Source organism: Caulobacter rhizosphaerae (assembly GCF_010977555.1).
Classification (GTDB): domain Bacteria; phylum Pseudomonadota; class Alphaproteobacteria; order Caulobacterales; family Caulobacteraceae; genus Caulobacter; species Caulobacter rhizosphaerae.
Genome location: NZ_CP048815.1, coordinates 1,429,409 through 1,448,234, shown reverse-complemented (window position 1 = coordinate 1,448,234; position 18,826 = coordinate 1,429,409). Strand labels below are relative to the sequence as shown.

Here is an 18,826-nt window from a genome sequence, read left to right as displayed (position 1 = left end):
TTCGTCGAAGGACGAGGACCACGCATGGCCTTCACGGACGAACGGCTCCAGCAGTCACCAAGGCTGTCGCCAAGCCCTGAGCCGATGCTATGGCTCGGCGCATGATCCAGCGCTGCTTTCCCGCCCTGCTCGCCGCCCTCGCCGTCCTGACGGCTGCCCCCGCCCGGGCTAACGACACCTCGGCCGAGTTGGCGGCGGGCGGCCTGGTCCTGACCAAGAGCGACAGCATCGAGATGCGCTCGGAGGACCTCTACATCTCCGAGCAGGCCGTGCGCGTGCGCTACGTGTTCGCCAACACCAGCGGCAAGGACGTCACCGTCCGCGTAGCCTTCCCGATGCCCGACATCGGCGGGCCGGACTTCTTCCAGAGCGACGTGTCGATCCCGATCCAGGACGCCCCCGCCAACGTCCTGGGCTTCTCGACCAAGGTCGACGGCAAGCTCGTAAGGGCCGAGGTCGAGCAGAAGGCCATCGCCACGGACGGCGTCGACCGCACCGCCTGGCTGGTCGCCAACCACATCCCGCTGGCGGTCCACCTGGACGGCGTCGACGAGGCCCTGCGCGCCCTGCCCCAGGCCAAGCGCGACGAGGCCGTCCGGCTGGGCCTCTATGACCCCGACCAGGGCGGTGTCTGGGTGCTGAAGACCACCTACCACTGGCTGCAGACCTTCCCGGCCGGGCGACCGATCGTCGTCGAGCACGCCTACCGGCCGTCAGTCGGCGCCACCGTGGCCACCAGCGTCGGCACCGAATACGCCAACGAGATCAAGGACAAGTACTGCGTCGACAAGGCCCTGACCGACACCGTTATCCGCGCCGCCAAGGCTGACAAGGACGGCAACGCGCCGTGGGTCGACCGCTGGATCGACTACGTCCTGGTCACCGGCGGCAACTGGAAGAAGCCGATCGGCGACTTCCGCCTGGTGGTCGACAAGGGCTCACCCAAGAACCTGGTCAGCTTCTGCGGCTCGGGCGTGAAGAAGATCAGCCCCACCCAGTTCGAAATGCGCCGCACCAACTGGCGGCCTGAGAAGGACCTGTCGATCCTGCTGCTGGTCTCGCACGACGCGATGTAGCTACTCTTCGACAAAGGCCTTGAGCCGCGCCAGCGTGTCGTCCCACTGGCGAGACACGCCGTCGAGATAGGCGCGGGCCTCGTCCAGCGCCTCCCGCCGCGCGGCGAAGCGGCTCTCGCGGCCGACCCGGAGGCTGGCCACCAGGCCGGCGTCCTGCAGCACGTGCAGGTGCTTGGTGATCGCCTGGCGGGTCAGGGCGGTGTCGATGGACAAGGCGGCGATCGAGCGGGCCTGGCCGTCGCCCAGCTTGTCCAGCAGCGCCAGACGAGTGCGGTCGCCCAGGGCGGCGAAGATCGGCGCGGGGTCCGCAGCGCTAGGATTCAACATGGGCCTTGATGTTCTGGACCTGCTGCGTCCAGCCGCCGTCGTTCATCCGGAAGGCTTCCTCGCGGCGACGGGCGGGCACCTTGTCGAAGCCGGACTCGACGACCGTCAGCCGCGTGCCGGCCCCGTTGGGCGCCAGCAGGAACTCGACCAGGGTGGGCTCCTCCTGGTCGTAGTCGACGTCGGGATCGACGCCGTACGGATGCCAGGTGAAGGCCAGGCGCCGCGGCGGTTCGATGGCCGTCACCTTGGCCTTCCAGGTCACATGCTCATAGCCCGGATGGGTGATCTGGCCGCGGGCCTCCTGGCCGACGGCGAACGGCGCTTCCAGATCGACCTTGAACCAGGCTCCGAATTCCTTGTGGTCGCTGACGGCGCGCCAGACGCGCTCGATCGGCGCGTTCAGGTCGATGGTCTTCTCGATACGATCGGACATGATGGCAACCTCCTGGTTGCGCATTTGTGACTCTAATCGGGAAGAAGAGCAACCTTTCAGTTGCCATTGATTGGGGACAGGCGCATGCGCCTGTCCCCAGCCCTAGATCTCGATCAGTTCGTGTCCTCGGCCACCGGATCGGCCGCCGAGACCGCGCCGTCCTTGTTGGTGTCGTGGGTGACGAACATCCGCCAGCCGGAATAGTCGAACTCGGCCGGAGTGATTCCGCCGCTCTTGTCGGTGTCCAGCACCCCGAAGCGCACCTCGGCCTGGCGCAGCTGGCGCACGCGCTCCTCTTCCTTCTTCTCGGCGGTGTCGGTCGAGGCGGCCAGGCGCTTGGTCAGGCGGGCGGTGAACTCGCCGACATATTCGTCGTGCGACAGGGCGCCGTCGTGATTGGCGTCGATGCCGGCGAACTGCTTGTCACGGCCGGCCTTGAACTCGTCCTTGCTGACCGAGCCGTCGCCGTTGAGGTCCTGCTCCTTGATGAAGGTGTCGCGGGCGTGCGAGGCGGCGAAGGCGGGGGCGGCCATGCAGAACGCGGCGGCGGCCAGGAGGGCGATCTTGCGGGTCATCGGACAGGTCTTTCTCAGCGCAGGGATTCGAAGGTCAGGGCGTAGGTGTAGGAATGGCCAGTGGCGTCGGTAGCGGTTGGCGCGACGCGATAACGGGCCTGGATCTGGTAGACGCCCGATCGGGCGACCTTGACCGTGAACCGGCCCTGGTCGTCGCTGGTCAGGGTGACCGGCGGGGTCTTGGCGTCGGCGTAGCGGTCGTCGCCGGCGTGCAGTGTGATCGCCTGCCCGGCCACCGGCTTGCCGTCGAACAGCACCGTGAACTTGGCGTCCTGGCCGGTGAAGATGCTGCTGGGATGGGTGATGGCGACGAATTCCAGGCCCTTGCCGACCGGGGCCAGGGCCGCCGTGCTCGGCGCGCCGCGGGTCACATAGACGTCGGCCAGGGTCAGGCTCTGCATGTCGACCGGCGTGGTCCCGGCCGGCGCCTTGGCGGGATCCTCGAGGAACTCCCACTGGCCCTTGACCAGCACGGCCTTGGCGGTGCGGCCGGTGCGCTGGCCGGTGGTGATCCGATAGGTGCCGGGCTGCTCGGTCGCGACTTCGACCAGGGCCAGCTCGCGCAGGTTGGTGGCGGTCAGCGGCATGCGCGCGCCGTTCGGCCCGACCACCGCCCAGGCGTCGGACTTCATCGCCACCTCGGGGCTGAAGAAGCTCTCGGTGAACGAGCCCTGCACGGTCACCAGCTTGCGGTCGGTGACGTCGAAAGCGCTGGGCAGCAGGTACGGCGAATGGGCCTGGGCCGCGCCGGCCAGGACGCCGCTTAGGGCGACCCCGGCCAGGAGGGCGGCGAACGAGGGCGAGCGGCGCATGGCTGAAAGTCTCCGGATTCCAAGGAAGCGTCGCCTTCGGCTCTAATAGGAATGATTCTGAGAATCAATTGCATTTAGCTTGACCAAGCGGGCCTCCCCTCGTAGGTCCTCCGCCAACAGATGCGAATGGTTCGCATGTATCAGATCCGGGGGTCCTCGATGTCTCGCCTCAAGCTCGCCAGCTTCGCCGCCGTGTCGGCCACCGCCCTGCTCTGCGCCCAGGGCGCCTTGGCGGCGGAAACGGCGGCCGATGCGGTGGAGTTGGACAAGGTCATGGTCACCGCTACCCGCTCGGAGACCAAGCTGCAGGATGCGCCGGTGACCGCCAGCGTCATCTCCGGCCAGGACATCGAGGACGGTCTGGTCAAGGACATCAAGGACCTGGTCCGCTTCGAGCCCGGCGTGTCGGTGCGCAGCGCGCCCGCCCGCTTCACCGCCGCCGGGGCCTCGACCGGCCGCGACGGTAATGCCGGCTTCAACATCCGCGGCCTGGAGGGCAACCGCGTCCTGATCCTGGTGGACGGCGTGCGCGTGCCGGACGGCTACGCCTTCGGGGCCCAGAACATGGGGCGCGGCGACTATGTCGACCTCGACACCCTGAAGTCGGTCGAGATCGTGCGCGGCCCCGCCTCGGCCCTCTATGGCAGCGACGGCCTGGCCGGCTCGGTCAGCTACTTCACCAAGGATCCGTCCGACCTGCTGAAGGCCGGCAAGGCCTTCGGCCTGCGCGGCCGCGTCGGCTACGCCTCGGCCGACGAGAGCTGGAGCGAGAGCCTGACCGCCGCGGGCCGGGCCGGGGCCTGGGAGGCCATGGTCGCCTATACCCGCCGCGACGGCCAGGGCCAGAAGACCGCCGGGACCAACGACTCGGCCAACACCGACCGCACCACCGCCAATCCCGAGGACAACCGGTCCAACGCCGTCCTGGCGCGGGTGGTCTACACCCTGAACGACCAGAACCGCTTCCGGCTGACCTATGACCACCTGGACCGCGACACCGACTGGACGGTGCTGAGCGCCATCGCCAAGCCGCCCTTGGCTGCGACCAGCGTGCTGGGCCTGACCGCCTGGGACAAGGTCAAGCGCGACCGCGTCAGCCTCGACCACCGCTTCACCGACGGCCAGGGCCTGGTCCAATCGGCCACGACCACGCTCTACTATCAGGACAGCACCACCCGGCAGTATTCGGCCGAGGACCGTAACACCGCCGCCGACCGCACCCGCGACGCCACCTTCGACAACGGGGTGTTCGGCGCGGCGCTGGAGCTGCACAGCCAGGCGGCGATCGGCGGCTTGACGCACAAGCTCGTCTGGGGCGGCGACGCCTCGCTGACCCGCCAGGAGGGCGTGCGCGACGGCACGGTCCCGCCGGCCGGCGAGACCTTCCCCACCCGCGCCTTTCCGACCACCGACTACACCCTGGCCGGGGCCTATGCGCAGGACGAGATCGCCGTGGGTCCCGTGACCCTTTATCCAGCCGTCCGCTTCGACTACTATAGGCTGGAACCCAAGACGGACGCCCTGTTCACCGCCAACGTCCCGGCCAGCCAGAGCGAAAGCCACGTCTCGCCCAAGCTGGGCGTGGTGTGGAAGGCCACCGACCTGGTGACGGTGTTCGCCAACGCCGCCGCCGGCTTCAAGGCGCCCTCGCCGTCCCAGGTCAACAACGGCTTCGCCAACCTGGCCTCGAACTACAGGTCGATCTCAAACCCCGACCTGAAACCCGAGACCAGCCAGACCTTCGAGCTGGGCGTGCGCCTGAACCGCCCGACCTGGAACGCCAGCATCACCGGCTTCACCGGCCAGTACGACGACTTCATCGAGCAGGTGCAGGTGCGCGGGACGTTCACCGCCGCCGACCCGGCCGTCTACCAGTACGTCAACCAGTCCAAGGCCGAGATCACCGGCGCCGAGGCGCGATTCGTCACCGAACTGGGTGGTGGCTTCACCCTGCAGGGCGCGGCCTCCTACGCCCGGGGCAATTCGGAGAACAACGGCGCGAAGGTCCCGCTGGCTTCGGTCGACCCCGTCAAGCTGGTGGCGGGTCTGTCCTACCGCGACCCGGCCGGCCGGTTCGGCGGGGCGCTGAACGCCGTGCACGCAGCGCGGAAGTCCGCTGGTCGCTCGGGCGTCAGTTGCAGCGCCACCATCCTGGTCAATGGCGCGCCCCAGACCCAGACCGGCTCGGACTATTGCTGGATGCCCAAGGCCTTCACGGTTCTGGACCTGACCGCCTATTGGAACCTCACCGACAGCGTCACCCTGCGCGGCGGCGTGTTCAATCTTACCGGCCAGACCTATGCCTGGTGGAGCGATGTGCGCGGCCTGGCCGACAACGCCACCGTCAAGGACGCCTACACCCAGCCCGACCGCAACTACAGCGTCTCGCTGGCGGTGAAGTTCTAGGGTTCCGGTCGGCCTATCCCCTTCGGCCGGCTTGGAGCGGGCCGCGACCGTGCCGGCGGTCGCGGCCCGTTTTCGTCGAGGCGTGCTTTTGTAAAAGCCCTGTCAGAACAATGCGGCTTGGCCGTGCGGCCCAGGTCGACTACGACCCCTGCCATGAACGCCCAGACCCCCGCCGAACGCTACATCCTGATCCTGCAATGCCCCGACCGTAAGGGCGTGGTCGCCGCCGTGTCCGGCTTCCTGGCCGACAACGACGCCTCGATCGTCGAGAGCAGCCATTTCAACGACGGCCTGGCCGACCAGTTCTACATGCGCACGGTCTTTCGCCCGGATGGTGCGATGCCGGGGATCGACGACCTGCGCCGCGGCTTCGAGCTGATCGCCAAGCGCTTCGGCATGACCTGGGCCCTGCATGACGCCGGCGCCAAGCCCAAGGTGCTGATCGCAGTCTCCAAGTTCGGCCACTGCCTGTTCGACCTGCTGCACCGCTGGCGCGCCGGCCTGCTGCCGGTCGAGATTGTCGGGGTCGTCTCCAACCACGAGGACATGCGCTCGTTCACCGAATGGAGCGGCCTGCCCTATTTCCACCTGCCGACCACCAAGGCCAACAAGGCCGAGCAGGAGGACGCCTTCCTCAAGCTGGTCGACGAGCTGGCCGTCGACCTGGTCGTACTCGCCCGCTACATGCAGATCCTGTCGCCGGCCCTGTGCGCGCGGCTGTCGGGCAAGTGCATCAACATCCACCACTCGTTCCTGCCCAGCTTCAAGGGCGCCAAGCCCTATCACCAGGCCCACGACCGCGGCGTGAAGATCATCGGAGCCACGGCCCACTACGTGACCACCGACCTCGACGAGGGCCCGATCATCGAACAGGGCGTCCACCGCGTGGACCACAGCCACACGCCCGACGACCTGGTCACCCTGGGCCGCGACGTCGAATGCACCGTGCTGGCCCGCGCCGTGACCTGGCACGTGGAGCACCGCGTGCTGATCGCCGGGGCCAAGACGGTGGTGTTCGACTAGGGTTTCGCGACAAGCGTCCACGTCACCGCGTCCCGCGCTCCGCCGCCTTCCACCACAAGGCGGTTGACGCCCGGCGCCAGCGTCACGGGCCAAGTGGCGACATGGTCGACCACCGGCGCGCTTCCCAGGTCGCGCCCGTTGAGGCGCAGCGAGACCGAGGGGACGTTGGCGTAGACCTTCACCGTCACCGCCGGCGTGTCGCGGACCACCGCCCGGCGGCTGGTGATGTAGGCCATCGGCGCCGTGGTCCAGTTGGCGCGGTACCAGTAATAGGCGTCCTTGCGGACCTTGCGGTCGTAGGTCACCAGGCCCTTATCGTTGATCCCCGGACGGTCGCCCTCGTCGCGGCCGTCGGACGCCAGGTCGAAGCCGACCCAGACGAAGGTCCCCCACAGCCACGGCTTGTCGCGCAGGACCCGCCAGTAGGTCTCATGGAACAGGGCCTGGTACTGCTCGGGGTGCCATCTGCTCTTGGCGACCGGGCGGCGCGGCGGGTCTTCCTGCTGCAGCACGCTGGCTCCAGCGCCGTATTCGCTGATCGCCAGCGGCCGGTCGGGGCTTTTGGCGTGCACCGCCTCCACCCAGGGACCGATGTCCTCGGGCTTGCCGTCGTACCAGCCGAAATAGCGGTTCTGGCCGATCAGGTCGGTGTGCAGGGCCTGGGGGTCGGTCTCGGGCTTGCAGCAGTCGGCCAGCACCGTGGGGCGCGACGAGTCCTCGGCCTTGGCCACGGCCTGCAGGCCCGATAGCAGTTTCGCGGTCGCCGCATCGGACCGGTAGAGCTCGTTGGCCAGGCCCCAGGTCACCACCGAGGGGTGGTTGTAGTTCTGGCGGATCAGCTCGCGCAGCTGCTCGGCGGCGTTGTCGGCGAAGGCGGAGCCATCGTCGGCGACGCTGTTGAGCGGGATCTCGGTCCAAACCAGGAAGCCGTCACGGTCGGCGTTCTCATAGGCGCGGCGCGGGTGCTGGAAATGCACGAAGCGCAAGCCCGTCGCGCCCAGGTCGCGCAGGATGGCGAAGTCCGCGTCGATCTCCGCGTCGCGGACCGCCAGGCCTTCGGTCGGCCGGCCGGAATGGAACAGGTTGACGCCATGCACGCCGTACGGCTGGCCGTTCAGCAGGAAGCCCCGCGCGGGATCCACCGCGATCGAGCGGAAGCCGACCGGAACGGTGACCGTGTCGTCGCCCACCGAGGTCACCAGCCGGTACAGATAGGGGTCGGCCCGTCCCCGCCACAGACGCGGGGCCGCGATTCGGGTCGCCAGGGTCATCGGCGTGACGGCGCCGGGTGCGACGTCCGCCGTTCCAGACAGGGTCGCCACCGTCTTGCCCGCCGCGTCCAGCAGGCGCGAACGCACGGCCACCCGGACCGGCGCGACCTGGTCGTTGCGCACCCGGACCAGCACCGACAGGTCAGCGCCGTCGGCGCTGACCGCCGAGGGCGTGGCGTAGACGCCGGGACCGCCGTGGTCGAGCATGTCGACGTGGATCGCGTCGGTGACCACCAGCCGCACCGGCCGATACAGGCCGCCAAACACCGTGAAATCGCCGCCCAGCGGCGCGACGTCCTTATGGCTGGCGTTGTCGACCCGCACCGCCACCAGGTTGGCGCCGGGGACGATCCTGTCGCTGACGTCAAAGCGGAAGCCCGCATAGCCGCCGGCGTGCCGCCCCACGGGATGGCCGTTGACCCAGGCCTCCGAGACCAAGGCCGCGCCGTCGAACTCCAGGAACGCCCGCTGTCCGACCTTGAGCGGAGGAACGACCAGGTGGGTGCGATACCAAGCCGGTCCACGATAATAGCCGCCGCCGTCGGCCCCGTCGGCCGCGTTATAGGTGTGGGGCAGCCTCACCGCCTCCCAGGCGCTGTCGTCGAAGGCCGGGGCCTGGGCCGTCTGGGAGTCGCCCTTGGCGAAGGTCCAGGTCGTCAGCGGAACCGTCGTGCGGGGACCCGCGACGGCCAGGGCCGGGATCAGGCACAGCGCCGCCAGGACGAGCAGCGCCAAGCGCGGTGTCGGAAAGCCCATCGGTGCGTTCGCTCCCTCGTTTGTCGGACCGATAGCATGAGATTCGAACGAGGCGGCCATTGACCTGGCCCCTGGGTCCGCCCCGATAAGGACGACGGTCAACCGCCAGCGAGGTGATTCCGTGCCTTCTCCCATCCGCTTCCTGAACCCTGCCGAGGCCGCGCGGCGGCTGGGCGTATCGACCAAGGCCCTGCGACTGTACGAGCGGCGCGGCCTGGTCACGCCCCAGCGCACGGCGGCCGGCTGGCGAGCCTATGGACCGGCGGAGATGACGCGGGCGGGCCAGGTGGCGGCCCTGCGCGCCCTGGGCCTGAGCCTCGCCCGCATCGCCGACGTGCTGGACGGCGACGCCCAGGCCCTGGAGCCGGCCCTGGCCGCCCACCAAGCGGCGCTGGAGCAGCAGGGCCGACAACTGGCGGAAGCCGTCGAAAAGGTCGGCGCTCTGCGCGCTGGCCTGGCCCGGGGCCGAACGCCGGACGCCGAGGACCTGGTGCGACTTCTGACGCCGGTCGTCCGTCCCGGCGTGGCCTTCGACCTGCCCTGGCCGTGGGGCGGCGAGCCCTTCACCTTCCTCGACATCCCGCCCCTCACCTACATCACCGGCCCGCTGGGCAGCGGCAAGACGCGGCTGGCCCTGCGCCTGGCCGAGACCCTGCCTGGCGCGGTCTTCCTGGGCCTGGACCGGACGACCGACGGCGGCGCAGCGATCCGCACTGGCCTCGACGCCGATTCCGCCTTGGCCGCGCGCGTCGACCGGACCCGGGCCTGGCTGATCGAGGACGGCGCCACACCGTCCGACGACCTGCTAGCGCTGCTGGCCGCGCTGGAGGCCGACGCCGCCGACGCCCTGGTGATCGACATGCCCGAACAGGGGTTGAACTCCCCGACTCAGGCGGCGCTGGTCGCCTGGCTGCGCCGCCGTGGCCCGGAGGCACGGCCGGTGTTCCTGTTGACGCGATCCAGCGCGATCCTCGACCTGGCCGCTCTCGGAAGCGGCGAGGCGCTCCTCTACTGCCCGGCCAACCACGCCCCGCCGATGCGCGTCGCCCGGTATCCCGGCTCGCCCGGCTACGAGGCCGTCGCGAGCTGCCTGGCGTCGCCCGAGGTTCGGGCCCGCACGGCGGGGATGATGGCGGTGATGCGCCACACGGGGTGAGATGGAGCGTCCCAGCCGCCGGTCGATAGTCCGACCGTGACCGGAAGCGGCTGCTTGGAGGCGCGGCCGGATCAATCTCGAGATTGATCCGGCCGCCCGCCCCTACAGCAGGATGTCGGCGGAGGTGAGCGTGCCGGTGACGTTCAGGGCGATCACGAAGTCGGCCACCCCGTCGCCGTTCACGTCGCCCGACACGTGGTAGTAGCCCGAGCTGTCCGGCGCGGCGATGATCAGTTGACCCGCCACGTTGGAGAAGCTGGTCACCACCGCGAAGGCGTCATTGGCGCCCGTGCCGGAATTGGCGTCGATGCCGGTCAGGTCCAGCTTGTCGGCCTGGGCGGAGCTGAAGTCGAAGATCAGGTCCGTGGCGAAGGGCAAGCTTTCGCCGGCCGAGGTGTAGACGAAGGTGTCCGCCCCGGCGCCGCCCAGCATGAAATCGGCTCCGCCGGCCCCGGTCAGGATATCATTCCCGTCCAGGCCATAGAGGATGTCGTTGCCGGCCGCTCCAACCAGGGTGTCGGCGACGTTGTGACTGGCGCCGTCGCCCACCAGCACGAAGGCCTGGCTGGCCCCGCCGCTGGTGACTAGGTCGGTGGCCTTGAGCGACGTTCCGGAGACTGCGACCACGGCCTGGCTGTTTCCACCGCCGTCGGGGGCCGAATAGATGAAGGTCGTGCCGTCATAGCGCCCGATGGTGATCTTGCCGCCATCGATCGCCGAGATGTCGATCTTGTCTTGCCCGGAATTGAACCCGAAGATCACGTCATAGGCGGCGAAGTTGGACTGCGATATCGCCGTGTACTGGAAGGTGTCGGTCCCGGACCCGCCATAGAGGATGTCGGCCCCGCCGCCGCCGTTCAGGGTGGTGGTTCCCGAACCGCCGACCAGGACGTCGGCCCCCGCCGTGCCCGTCAGAGTCTCGACGCCGTTACCGGCGTACAGCGTGTAGCCATGGACCGCCCCGCTGACGATCAGGTCGGACGTCTTGAGGTCGCCATTGATCTGGACGACGCCCGCGCTGCCCCCCGAGCCGAAATAGACGAAGGTGCTGGAGCCGAAGTGGGCGATCGCCACCGTGCCCGCGTCGACCGCCGAGATGTCCAGCTTGTCCTGGCCGGTGGCGAAGTCGGTGATCGTGTCCCACTGCAGGACGGACGAGTCCCCGGCGCCGTACAGGAAGGTGTCGCCCCCCGCCCCGCCGGCAAGGGTGTCGCCGCCGCCGCCGCCGCGGATCGAGTCCGCGCCGTCCGCGCCGCTGATGATGTCGGCTCCCGAACCGCCCGTCAGGGTGTCGCCGCCGGACGAGCCGGTGATCGTGAAGCCGAAATTGGCCACGCCGGTGACGATGTCGGCCACCTCCAGCCCTTGGCCCAGCGACTTGATCTGTCCCTCGGCGACGCCGTCCCCGTCGAGGTCGATCGACAGGATCTTGTCAACGCCGTCCGTGCCCAGGGTCAGCTTGGTCGTGCCGGTGATCAGCGGCGTCAGCCCCAGGGTGTCCGAACCATGGGCAAAGTCGGTGATCGTGTCGAAGGCCGCGACCGTGCTGTCGCCGATGGCTTCATAGGCGAAGACGTCCGCGCCGCCGCCGCCCGTCAGGGTGTCGGCGCCGCCCTTGCCGGTCAGGGTATGGGCCGAGCCGTCGCTGATCAGGATGTTGGCGTTGGCGTCGCCAGTGGCCGAGCCGGTGACGGTCACCGTCAGCTGAGCCGTCGCCGACGCCCCCGAGGGGTCCTTGATGGTATAGTCGAACGTATCGGTCACCACCTGGCCGACGACGAGTCCCTCATGGTCGGCCACGTAGCTGTAGGAGCCGTCCGGATTGATCGTCAGCTTGCCATAGGCGCCGTTCACCACCGTGCCGCCCGAGACCACGGCCTGGTCCACATGGGTGGCGTTGTAGGCGACATTGGTCACCGTCAAGGTCGTGGCGGCGTTGTCGACATCGGCGTCGTTGGTGCGAACCGAACCCGTCAGCGTCAGACGTTGGGCCACCGCACCGGCGTCGTTGCTGGCGGTGGGCGCATCGTTGACATTGGCGACGGCCGCGGTGGCGGCGCTGGTCTTGCTTTCCGCCGCGCCGTGGCCGTCGGTATAGCTGACCACCACGCGGACCGTTCCGCCGACGTCGGCGTCGCCCAGCGCGTAGGTCGCCTGGTCGGTCCCGACATTGACGTAGCCCGAACCCGTGTCGCGCTGCCATTGATAATGCAGCGCGCCCAGGCCGTCCGCATCCGCCAGGGTGGACGAGGCCGTCAGCACCTGGTCCTCGGTGGCCGCGCCGGCGATCGTCACCGTCCCGGTCGGCGCGTCGTTGATATTGGCCACGGCCGAGGTCGGGCCGCTGGTCTCGCTTTCGAACACGCCCTGGCCGTCGGTGTAGCTGACGACCACACGGATCTGCGCGCCGACGTCGGCGTCGCCCAGGGTGTAGGTCGCCTGGTCGGTCCCGACATTGACATAGCCCGACGAAACCGTGCTGCGCTGCCATTGATAGTGGAACGCGCCCAGTCCGCCGGGGTCGGCCAGGCTGGAGGTGTCGGCGGTCAGGACCTGGTCCTCCGTGGCCGCGCCGGTGACGCCGACCCCGCCGGTATGGGGACCGTTGGCGGGCAGGATCGTCGCCGTGGCGGCGCTGGTCGCGGCCTCGGCCGTGCCCTGGGCGTCGACATAGGAGGTCACCACCCGGATCACGGCGCCGACGTCGGCCGCGGCCAGCGTATAGGTCGCCTGGTCGGATCCGACATTGACGAAGCCCGAGCCGCTGTCGCGTTGCCACTGGTAGTGCAGCGTTCCCAGCCCGTCCGCGTCGGCCAGGGTCGAGGTGTCGGCCGTCAGGACCTGCTTTTCGTTCGTCGTCCCGGTGACGGCGACGCCGCCGGTGTGCGGGTCGTTGACGTTGGCGATCGCCGCCGTCGAGGCGCTGGTCGCCGACTCGGCGAAGCCCTGGCCGTCGGTGTAGCTGATCACCACTCGGACCACGCCGCCGACATCCGCGTCGCCAAGGGTGTAGGTCGCCTGGTCCGCGGCGCCGACGATATTGGTGAAGCCCGAGCCGACGTTGCGCTGCCACTGGTAGTGCAGCGTCCCCAGGCCGTCGACGTCGGCCAGGGTCGAGACCGCGGTCAGGACCTGGTTCTCGGTCGGCACGCCGGTAACCGACGCGCCGCCCGTATGAGGATCGTTGACGCCGCTGATCGAGGCGCTGGCCGACGAGGTTACGGCCTCGGCCGTGCCCTGGCCGTCGACATAGCTGACCACCACGCGGACCACGCCGCCGACGTCGGCGTCGCCCAGGGTGTAGGTCGCCTGGTCCGAACCGACATTGACGAAGCCGCTGCCCGTGTTGCGTTGCCACTGGTAGTGCAGCGTGCCCAGGCCGTCGACGTCGGCCAGGGCCGAGGTGTTGGCGGTCAGCACCTGGTTCTCGGTGGGCGCGCCGGTGATCGCCACCGCGCCGGTCGGGGCGTCGTTGACGTTGGCGATCGACGCGGTGGAGGCGCTGGTCGCCGACTCGGCGAAGCCCTGGTTGTCGGTGTAGCTGACCACCACCCGGACCAGGCCGCCGACGTCGGCGTCGGTCAGGGTATAGGTCGACTGGTCGGTTCCGACATTGACGAAGCCGGAGCCTACGTTGTGCTGCCACTGGTAGTGCAGCGTGCCCAGGCCGTCGACGTCGGCCAGGGTCGAGACCGCGGTCAGGACCTGGTCCTCGGTCGGCGTACCGCTGATCGACGCGCCGCCGGTATGCGGATCGTTGACCCCGGCGATCGCGGCGCTGGCCGACGAGGTTACGGCCTCGGCCGTGCCCTGACCATCGGTGTAGCTGACCACCACGCGGACCGTGCCGCCGACGTCGCCGTCGCCCAGGGTATAGGTCGCCTGGTCGGCCGCGCCGACGATGTTGGTGAAGCCCGACCCGACATTGCGCTGCCACTGGTAGTGCAGCGTGCCCAGGCCGTCGATGTCGGCCAGGGTCGAGGTGTCGGCCGTCAGCACCTGGTTCTCGGTGGTCGTGCCGGTCACCGCCACCGCGCCCGTCGGGGCGTCGTTGACGTTGGCGATCGACGCGGTGGAGGCGCTGGTCGCCGACTCGGCGAAGCCCTGGTTGTCGGTGTAGCTGATCACCACACGGACCACGCCGCCGACATCGGCGTCGCCCAGGGTGTAGGTCGACTGGTCGGTTCCGACATTGACGAAGCCGGAGCCGACGTCGTGCTGCCACTGGTAGTGCAGCGTGCCCAGGCCGTCGACGTCGGCCAGGGTCGAGACCGCGGTCAGGACCTGGTCCTCGGTCGGCGTGCCGGTCACCGAGGCGCCGCCGGTGTGCGGGTCATTCACCGCCGCGATGGCGGCGCTGGCCGAGCTGGTCACGCTGTTGGCGAAGCCCTGGCCGTCGGTGTAGCTGACCACCACGCGGACCGTGCCGCCGACGTCGCCGTCGCCCAGCGTGTAGGTCGCCTGGTCGGCCGCGCCGATGATATTGACGAAGCCGGAGCCCACGTTGTGCTGCCACTGGTAGTGCAGCGTTCCCAGGCCGTCGGAATCGGCCAGGGTCGAGGTGTCGGCCGTCAGCACCTGGTTCTCGGTCGGCGTGCCGGTGATCGAGGCCCCGCCGGTGGGGGCGTCGTTGGTGGCGGAGATCGCCGCCGTCGCCGCGCTGGTCGCAGATTCCACCGTGCCGCCGGCGTCGGTATAATAGATCACCACGCGGACCACGCCGCCGATGTCGCCGTCGCCCAGCGTGTAGGTCGCCTGGTCCGCGCCGACATTGACGTAGCCGCCGCCGACGTCGTGTTGCCACTGATAGTGCAGCGTGCCGATGCCGTCGGGGTCGGCCACGGTCGAGACCGCGGTCAAGACCTGGTCCTCGGCCGCCGTGCCGGTGACGCTGGCGCCGCCGGTGTGGGCGTCGTTGACGGCGGTGATGTTGACCAGCACCGAGCCGCCGGCCGACGCGCTTCCGCCGGCGCCCTGGCCCCCGCCGGGCGCGCCGTCGTCCAGCGTGTAGTTCAGCGTCACCGAGGCGGGCGGCGCATCGCTGGTGTTGGTGTAGCTGATGTGGTTGAGGACATCATTGACCAGCGCGGTCGTCGCCGTGGCGGCCGAACTGGTGAAGCTGATCGTCAGCACGCCGCCGACGCTGGTGAAGGTGGCGAAGGTCAGGCCGCCGACCTGCAGGTTGGCGCCGCTGACCGTGAACAGCCCGCCCGAGGCGAAGGCGAAAGTGTCGGCCGCGTTGGCCGAGGCGCGCTGGACCGCGAAGCTGGCCCCCGCATAGTCGCCGTTGCCGCCATTGCGCGCGCCCAGGTCGACGTCGGAGACCGTCAGCGAACCCAGCAGGGTCGCCGCCGTCTGTTCGGTGGCGCCCACCGTGGTGGCGCTGGCCGGCACGACGGGCGTGTCGTTCACCGCCGTGACGCTGGTCGTCAGGTCGATGCTGGCGTCGCTGAACCGGGTCTGGCCGCCGTTGACGCTGACGTCCAGCAGCGCGCCCGTGGTCACCGCTCCGCCGGAATTGTCGATCAGGTAGACGGTGAGGGCCGGAACCGCGCCGTTGAAATTCGCGGCCGGCAGGAAGCGCAGCAGCGTGCCCGCCGCCAGGACCAGGGCTGTGGACTCGCTGGGCGAGCCGATCGTGGTCCAGGCGCCGTTGAAGTACTGCCAGACGCCTTGGCTCGTGGCGGCGTTTGCGGTGATGGCCACCCCGGCCAGGGCGTCGCCGTCGGGATCGCTGAAATGCGAGCCGAACAGGGTCGAGACGGTCTGGCCCGACGGGGCGGCGGTGTCTTCATTGACCGCCGTCATGGTGGCTGAGCCGGTGGCGACCGGCGCGTCGTTGGTCGCGGTGACCACGATGTTCAGCGTCAGTGACGCGCTGTACGGCGTCGAGCCGCCGGTCGTCGTCAGGTCCGCCGTCTGGCCGGTGGTCACCGCGCCCGAGGAGTCCTCGATCATCGAGACGGTCAAGGCCGGGGCCGTGCCCGAATAGTCGGCCGCCGCCACGAAGCGCACCAGGGTGCTGGCGTCCAGCACGAAGGCGGCGGCGGTCGAAACGGCGGGCAGATCCTGCCAAGTCACGCCGTCGAAATACTGGTAGACGCCCTGGGCCGCGGTCGCGGCGTTGGCGGTCACGGCCACGCCGGTGAAGGCGTCGGCCGATGAGCCGCCGGACACCTGGTCCTTGGCGTCGGAGAAGTGGCTGGCGAACAGCGATGAGACCGTCTGGCCGGCGCCGGGCGCGGAATCCTCGCCGATCGAGGTCAGGCTGACGGCCGAGCCGCCGGTGACGGTGGGCGCGTCGTTGACTGCGGTGACCGCGTGGCTCAGCACCACCGTGCCGGTGCTGTAGGGCGTCGAGCCGCCGCTGGTGGTGGTGTTGACGACGGCGCCGTTGGTCAGGGCGCCGCCCGAGGCGTCGACCAGCTTGACCGTCAAGGTCGGGGCCGGGCCGTTGAAGTCGGTGGCGGGCAGGAAGCGGATCGGCGCGCTGGCGGCGATCGTCACCGCCGCCGCCGTCGAGGCCGCGCCGATGTTCACCCAGGTCGAGCCGTTATAGTACTGCCATTGGCCCGTGCCGGCCGTGGAGCCGTTGGCGGTCACGGCCACGCCGGCGAAGGCGTCGCTGTCGGCGTCGCTGTACTGGCCGCTGAACAGGCTCGAGACCGTATTGGTCAGGGCCGCGTTGGCGACCTCTTCGTTGGTCGCGGCGAGGGCTTCGGTGCCGTCGCCGGCCACGACGGGGGCGTCGTTCACGCCGATGATGGTGATGGTGTAGCCGTCGGTGTCGCTCAGCACGCCGCCCGAGCCCGTGGCCCCGCCGTCGCTGGTCACCACCGTCAGGGTGTCCGTGCCGCTGATGCCGACATTGCCCAGGAACACCAGGCCGTTGCTCGCCGCCAGGGTGGTGTTGATCTTGTTGATCGTGGCGGTGACGGTCACCGAACCCGCGCCATTGCCGACGATGTCGCCGGACACCAGGCCGCTCGCGACGTCTGTCCGCAACGTCAGCACGCCCTTGGTCACGCTGAGGGTGACCGTGACGATCGCCGACGCGGGATTGGCGTCGACGTCGCTGACCTGCAGGCCGGTGACGGCGATGTTGGTCGCTTCGTTGCCCGTGGCGCTGGAGACCGTGCCATTGACCGGCGCGTCGTTGACCGCCGCGATGTTGATCGTCGTCGTGCCGCTGTTGACCGACCCGGCCAGCACGCCGGGCGTCCCGTCGCTGACCGTCCAGGTGACGGTGCGGCTGGTGTTGGCGCCATAGTTCGTCGGGTTGTCGCCCGTGGTCCAGTAGGTGATGGCCGCCAGCACCGCCTGGTAGTTGGCGATGGTGTCGTAGCCGGTCAGGCTGAGGGTCTCGGTCGCGGCGTTCCAGGCGACCGTGATGTTGGTGCCCGAGATCAGGCCGGCGACCTGCTTGCTGGCGCCGTAGCCCAGATGGTCGTCGGCGGTGCTGGACTCGTTGGACGAGAACGTGCCGCCGGTGATCTGCACCGTGGCGCTGGCCAGGTGGTCGCCGTCGGTGTCGGTGATGGTCGGCGCGCCGGTCAGCAGGGTGGTCGCGGCCGCCTGCTGCTCGTTCATGGCCGTGGCCGTGCCGCTGACGCCCAGCACGGGCAGGTCCGCGAAGGTCATCCCCTCGATATTGGCGCCGGAGACCGTGAGATTGGCCGCGATCGTGCGGATCAGGGTGGCCTGCGTGCCGGCGCCGTTCAGCTGGAAGACGTAGATCACGTCGTCGCTGTCGCTGCCGGAGGTCTCCTCGCTCTCGACGTAGATCTGACGCGTCGACTGATCGAACGTCATGTCGCCGCCGTAATACGCGCTGCCGCCAGGCAGGCCGACCAGCGTCACCTTGGTGGCCGTGCCGCTCGAGGCGCTTGAGCTGATATACCAGATCGCATTGTCATTGGCGTCGTAGCCGACGTCGGGAGACGGGTACTGCGAACGGGTCGTGAAATAGACCAGGTCGGTGCTCTCATCGACCTCGACATCGATGATCTGGCCGTTGCTCATGTCGAACGGGAACTGGGCGTCGGCGACCAGTTCGGTGGCGACGTTCGGCGCTGACAGGTCGAGACGATAGATGCCGACCGCCAGGCCGTCGACGCGTTCGGTGTAGAACAGCCGGCCGCCGGGGACGATCGAATGGTCGATCGCGAAGTCCTGCGGATCGAGCACGAAGAAGCCGCTCTCGTTGGGGCGGTTGTCCGTGACGGCCGTGGTCAGATAGCCCTCGTCGGTCACCACGCCCGTCAGGGGATCGTAGTTGTAGACCTTGATGCCGGTGATGTTTCCGTTCGGCGTGCCGGAGCCGTCCTGGTAGCCGACGTAGATCTTGTGGGTGAATGGATCGACTTCGATCGTGTTGACTAGGATGCTGTCGGGAAAATCGACCGCGATGGCCGGGGCCGCCGAACTGCCGATCGAGCCGCGCACCAGATAGGCGGTGTTGTCGAGCGGACTGCTGGCGATGGCGAAATAGAAGCCCGCCGCTGTGTCCAGCCCGATGTCGGCGGTGAACGAGCTGGGCAGCTTGTCGTCGCCCGTGCCGGCTCCGCCGTTGTCGATGACGACGGTGCTGCCGGTGCCGTCGTCATTGATGCGGACGAGGCGCGTGTTGGCGTCGCCGCCTTCGGTGATATACCACAGTTGGCCAGAGAACGGCATGGATCAGTCCTTTGCCTTGGCGAAACCGCGCGTCGGCTGACGCGAGCGGGACGCCCTCGGGGCGCGCGCCCCGCACGAAATCGATGATGTGTGGATGCTGGCCAGACAGGCCGGCGGATGACGCGAAGACGGAAAGTCGCGCATGCGAGCGCATGTCTTGCGCATTTGACTCCCCCCTCGCTTTAGTCGAAGCGTGTACGCAACCTTAACGAGGAGTCCAGAGGCGCACAAGTAGACATACGCGGATCGTCGAACGATGTTCCACTATCTATTGTGCAGCCCAGGATAGTGAGTTACGACAAGGACAATCGCGAG

General features: G+C 69.0%; 10 protein-coding genes. 4 read left to right on the top strand and 6 right to left on the bottom strand.

Features of this window, described 5'->3' with window-relative positions:
- Positions 1-101 precede the first annotated feature (101 nt).
- Complete coding sequence (locus tag G3M57_RS06730) at positions 102-1,076, top strand: DUF4424 domain-containing protein (RefSeq protein WP_163229582.1); 975 nt, start codon at positions 102-104, stop codon at positions 1,074-1,076.
- On the opposite strand, the gene G3M57_RS06725 is transcribed toward G3M57_RS06730, so the two are convergent.
- From G3M57_RS06725 to G3M57_RS06710, 4 genes are all read right to left on the bottom strand, one after another.
- Positions 1,077-1,403: an ArsR/SmtB family transcription factor gene (locus G3M57_RS06725; RefSeq protein WP_056761976.1), complete on the bottom strand. Its 327-nt coding sequence runs from the start codon at positions 1,401-1,403 to the stop codon at positions 1,077-1,079. It lies immediately after the preceding gene.
- Positions 1,390-1,836 carry an SRPBCC family protein gene (locus G3M57_RS06720; protein ID WP_163229580.1) on the bottom strand — a complete coding sequence of 149 codons (447 nt, stop codon included), beginning with the start codon at positions 1,834-1,836 and terminating at the stop codon, positions 1,390-1,392. Before G3M57_RS06720 ends, G3M57_RS06725 begins: the two co-directional genes overlap by 14 nt.
- 113 nt (positions 1,837-1,949) lie before the next feature.
- The gene (locus G3M57_RS06715; RefSeq protein ID WP_163229578.1) at positions 1,950-2,411 is read right to left on the bottom strand and encodes an EF-hand domain-containing protein; all 462 of its coding nucleotides are present in this window, start codon (positions 2,409-2,411) and stop codon (positions 1,950-1,952) included.
- Positions 2,412-2,425: 14 nt separating this feature from the next.
- On the bottom strand, positions 2,426-3,223 hold the full coding sequence (locus G3M57_RS06710; RefSeq protein WP_163229576.1) for a DUF4198 domain-containing protein: 798 nt from the start codon (positions 3,221-3,223) through the stop codon (positions 2,426-2,428).
- Between the two features lie 159 nt (positions 3,224-3,382).
- Here G3M57_RS06710 and G3M57_RS06705 point away from each other — a divergent pair, with 159 nt between their 5' ends.
- Both G3M57_RS06705 and purU read left to right on the top strand, forming a co-directional pair.
- Positions 3,383-5,629 (top strand): TonB-dependent hemoglobin/transferrin/lactoferrin family receptor, encoded by a 2,247-nt coding sequence (locus G3M57_RS06705; RefSeq protein ID WP_163229574.1) that lies wholly within the window; start codon positions 3,383-3,385, stop codon positions 5,627-5,629.
- A gap of 153 nt (positions 5,630-5,782) precedes the next feature.
- Entirely contained in the window at positions 5,783-6,652 is an 870-nt protein-coding gene (purU, locus tag G3M57_RS06700; protein ID WP_056761980.1) for a formyltetrahydrofolate deformylase, read from the top strand.
- Here purU and G3M57_RS06695 read toward each other — a convergent pair.
- Positions 6,649-8,658, bottom strand: a complete 2,010-nt coding sequence (locus G3M57_RS06695; protein WP_230983903.1) for a glycoside hydrolase family 2 protein — start codon at positions 8,656-8,658, stop codon at positions 6,649-6,651. The genes purU and G3M57_RS06695 overlap by 4 nt on opposite strands.
- 142 nt (positions 8,659-8,800) lie before the next feature.
- Here G3M57_RS06695 and G3M57_RS06690 point away from each other — a divergent pair, with 142 nt between their 5' ends.
- Complete coding sequence (locus G3M57_RS06690; protein ID WP_163229570.1) at positions 8,801-9,835, top strand: MerR family transcriptional regulator; 1,035 nt, start codon at positions 8,801-8,803, stop codon at positions 9,833-9,835.
- A 102-nt stretch (positions 9,836-9,937) separates the two neighbouring features.
- Here the strand turns inward: G3M57_RS06690 and G3M57_RS06685 are convergent, their stop codons facing one another.
- On the bottom strand, positions 9,938-18,511 hold the full coding sequence (locus tag G3M57_RS06685) for a beta strand repeat-containing protein (protein ID WP_230983902.1): 8,574 nt from the start codon (positions 18,509-18,511) through the stop codon (positions 9,938-9,940).
- Positions 18,512-18,826 lie beyond the last annotated feature (315 nt).

Coding starts and splice junctions, on each gene's coding strand:
- G3M57_RS06710 (WP_163229576.1), bottom strand. CDS start 3,223: ATGCGCCGCTCGCCCTCGTTCGCCGCCCTCCTGGCCGGGGTCGCCCTA.
- G3M57_RS06685 (WP_230983902.1), bottom strand. CDS start 18,511: ATGCCGTTCTCTGGCCAACTGTGGTATATCACCGAAGGCGGCGACGCC.
- G3M57_RS06725 (WP_056761976.1), bottom strand. CDS start 1,403: ATGTTGAATCCTAGCGCTGCGGACCCCGCGCCGATCTTCGCCGCCCTG.
- G3M57_RS06730 (WP_163229582.1), top strand. CDS start 102: ATGATCCAGCGCTGCTTTCCCGCCCTGCTCGCCGCCCTCGCCGTCCTG.
- G3M57_RS06705 (WP_163229574.1), top strand. CDS start 3,383: ATGTCTCGCCTCAAGCTCGCCAGCTTCGCCGCCGTGTCGGCCACCGCC.
- purU (WP_056761980.1), top strand. CDS start 5,783: ATGAACGCCCAGACCCCCGCCGAACGCTACATCCTGATCCTGCAATGC.
- G3M57_RS06715 (WP_163229578.1), bottom strand. CDS start 2,411: ATGACCCGCAAGATCGCCCTCCTGGCCGCCGCCGCGTTCTGCATGGCC.
- G3M57_RS06720 (WP_163229580.1), bottom strand. CDS start 1,836: ATGTCCGATCGTATCGAGAAGACCATCGACCTGAACGCGCCGATCGAG.